We start from the raw sequence: 3,253 nt of genomic DNA, 5'->3' as shown, positions 1-3,253 counted from the left end.
GTTTTCGGTACATGAACGAAAGTGATGCTGTGCATGGCTTTTGACTGATTTTACCTCATAGTCTTACACTTTATCCGCGCCGATCGCGAGTCAAAGTCTTTTCAGATAAGGCTTTTAGGCTTATTCAGCAAGCCCTAATTAGGGTATGAAAAAAATTATCTTGAAAACCCATAAGCTTTGTGGATACTGGTTGATATGATTTGCATATTTAGCTTTTCATACCGTAAATCAGCAACGCCTGGTAATTACTTGGGGATTAACAACGGAGAACGGATGACTGACAACTGACATTTATTTACTGAATGAAATTGATAAGGTGCTGCGATCGCGCTTGAGAGTCAGCCCAAGAACAAATCAGTCCCAAGGGGCCGGGATTGACTATGGGAACTGGGGGCAAACGCACCCAAGATTGCTCTTGGCGGCGCAGTTCAAACAGCTGCAGAGTGCCGATATAGCGAAGCGCGTCAAACTGTTGCAGGACAGCGATCGCATCATTGGGATAAGCAGGCTGACCCAACGGCCACCCATTACCGTCTGCACCGCCTGTAATGGGATTGAAAAACTGATACAGTGCCACTAACATTTGCTTCTGAATTTGTGCTTGAGCCACGGGATTGTTATACTCTGGCTTGAGGGCAACCTCTGTTTGCACGGCGATACCAATGTAATCAGGTTGGCTGCACAGCACTTGCACACCTAACAGCCGTCGCTGATCTAAATAAGCGAGAATTTGTTGATCCAGCGCCGATGTCAGCGTAAAACTGTCCGGGTTAATGCCTTTACCGCGCTGAATCCCATCCAAGCTGGCTTGCGGGACAATTAACAGCCTCACCGTTCCGGCTTGTTTTCCAGTTGTTCGCAGGCAGTGAGCGCGGGCAACAGCACCTTGGCCGCCGCGAATGGCTAAAGTTTCAAAGTCTTCGGGAGTAACGGCGCGATCGCGCGTTCGCAGCATCAGCGGGGCGCGGATTGCGGCTTGTTCTAGCGTTTCTCCGTCACTGCCATCGCGAGCTCTGATGTGGTTCGTAACGCTGGCAACGTAAGGAACCGCCGTTTTCAAGATTTCCAAGATTCCCGCTTGGACATTGCCCGCCGCGCCGCCCCCAGTCCGGTAGCGAGACATCCGCAGGCTAGAACCCCTAGAGGGTATCGCGCCGTACTGCTGTTCTAAGGTACCAGTAGCAGGAAGCACAGGCTGTGAACCACCAGTTTGCAGGCGAGCCCGCAACTGAGTTGCTTCCTTGAGTTGGGCCGCTTCCCGCACCAAGGGGCCGAATTGGAGAGTGCCGGTCATCGAGTCCACCGTATAGTGGCGATCGCTCGGCTTTGAATCTGCAAAATCGTTCACCTCTTGCCACCGCTGGGGAAGGCCACCTGGGGGAATGACGATCAGGAACTCATCCTCTTGCCGTGCCAGCACTGGGTTCCGTTGCAGTTGAAACGTTTGTCCGGGGTCGCCATTACTTTCCCCCAACAATTCATCCTCAACGATTTCACATTGGGTTGCGGTTACTGTTCCCCCGATCGCCACCGTCGCCAGACCGACTATGCGGGGCGATCGGCTGTAAGCCGGCTGTTGGCCGCCCGGTTCTGTACAGGTGCAGCGCAGCCACCGCCCCCGGTAGGCGGTAAAGTGAGCAACGGGGAAATTAATTGGCAAGTGCAAGATGACATCGGCTCCCTCTACAGGGTTGCCACCTCGTTGAGCAATGTTGCTGAAGCTGAAGCCTTGGGTTTCGTCGTCAGATTCGTTCAGCAGGAGCGGCACCCATCCGTTCCCATTCCACGCTTCCCAGCGGCGCGGGGGAGAGTTGGGGTTAATGCCGGTGGGGGTGGCTTCTTGGCCTTTCAGGGTCAAGGCGATAACGTTTCCTTCTAGGGGTTCGTCGGGGTCTAAGACGAGGTAAAAGCAATTTCCAGGCTGGGGGATTTCACTGAAGAGGGAGAGTTCTGGCCCTGACCAGTGACCGTTATTGTCCATGCTCCAGAAGTTAGTGAAGCGATCGCGCAAGACTTGGGGAATGTCAGGGGCGTCTTCCCCGACGAGGAAGTGCTGAATTTTTGGCTGGCCCACAGTGAGGGGGCGATCGGTGGTAAAAATAATGGCGGGTTGGGTAGCCGTGCGCTCTGTTGCCACTTCGGTGCCAGCGACAATGGTATAAGCTTCTGGCAGGTTGCCCACTAAATAAAAGGTTAATTCTGTAGTAGCAGGGTTGGGCGGTTGCAGGCGAATACCCAGCAATTCGAGGAAGGTAATGTAATTGCGCGTGGGTACTTGATTGAGGCGGCTGAGCATTTGGTCTGTCAGCCAAGCAAACAATTCAATCACAGTTACGCCTGGATCGCTGGGGTTGTAATTCGTCCACTCTGGGCAATAGCGGGGAATTCGCAGCAAGCACTCTTTTACCAGGTCTTCGTAGTCCCGGTCATCTAAATTCGGCTTGGGTAGCTTGGGCAGGAAATCAAAAACCATAGTCTAGGTAATTGGTAATGGGTAATTGGTAATTGGTCAGTTGCGATCTGTTAGGTAATGGTTAACTGTTAAGTGTTAACTGCTCATTGCCCACTGACTACTGAGAGTTACCCATTCCCGAATTCTGGTTCTGGCTGAAGGTAAAACGGAAATATAATACTGCGGGACTCGTAACTGGTTTGGAGGCGGTAGTTAATGATGAGATCGACTCGGCCTTGAGTGGGGTCGGGATCGGCTAACACTTCATCCACAATAATTCTGGGTTCCCACACCTCTAAGGCTTCTTGGACATAAATCCGCATTAGCATTAGGGTTTGCGAGTTTATGGGAGCAAACATCAACTCGGACAAGCGACAACCAAAGTTGGGGCGGTACACTCGTTCTCCCCACTGGGTCAAGAGAATGATGTATATAGATTCTCGGATGTTTTGCTCTTCTGCACTCAAGTCAATGCTTCCCTGTGGGTTGACTTGCAGGGGAAACCGCAAACTTTGACCCAAGTAGGGGCGGCGCAATTGCCGGTTGGCTAGATTGACCATGCCAAGTACCTCCGCAGACAGATGCTCTCAATTTAGCAAAGTGCGTTCTGTGGGAGTATTCGACAAAAGTCGAATCAAGGTGTAGGAGTTGTCGAGGAAGTCTGTCGGGGCGACAAGTCGCTTATAACGCTGATAGAATAAGCCTCATAGCTCTTATTCCTTGTTGGTAATTAGGTAGTTTATGTGGAGACAAAGACATTAATTCAACAACAACCTGCCAATTACTAAACATCGAATCGAC

General features: G+C 51.5%; 2 protein-coding genes. Both read right to left on the bottom strand.

Annotated features, from left to right (window positions below; translation table 11 throughout):
• Nucleotides 1–295 precede the first annotated feature (295 nt).
• A complete protein-coding gene (locus ACUVJL_RS36360; RefSeq protein ID WP_445250257.1) occupies nt 296–2,473 on the bottom strand; it encodes a putative baseplate assembly protein in 2,178 nt (725 codons plus the stop codon).
• A 107-nt stretch (nt 2,474–2,580) separates the two neighbouring features.
• Nucleotides 2,581–3,012: a GPW/gp25 family protein gene (locus ACUVJL_RS36355; protein ID WP_333316908.1), complete on the bottom strand. Its 432-nt coding sequence runs from the start codon at nt 3,010–3,012 to the stop codon at nt 2,581–2,583.
• Between the last annotated feature and the right edge of the window lie 241 nt (nt 3,013–3,253).

Origin of the sequence: Microcoleus sp. OTE_8_concoct_300, assembly GCF_031383065.1 — a bacterium.
In the GTDB taxonomy this organism is placed as follows: Bacteria; Cyanobacteriota; Cyanobacteriia; order Cyanobacteriales; family Microcoleaceae; genus Microcoleus.
This window is presented reverse-complemented; position numbering and strand designations above follow the sequence as displayed.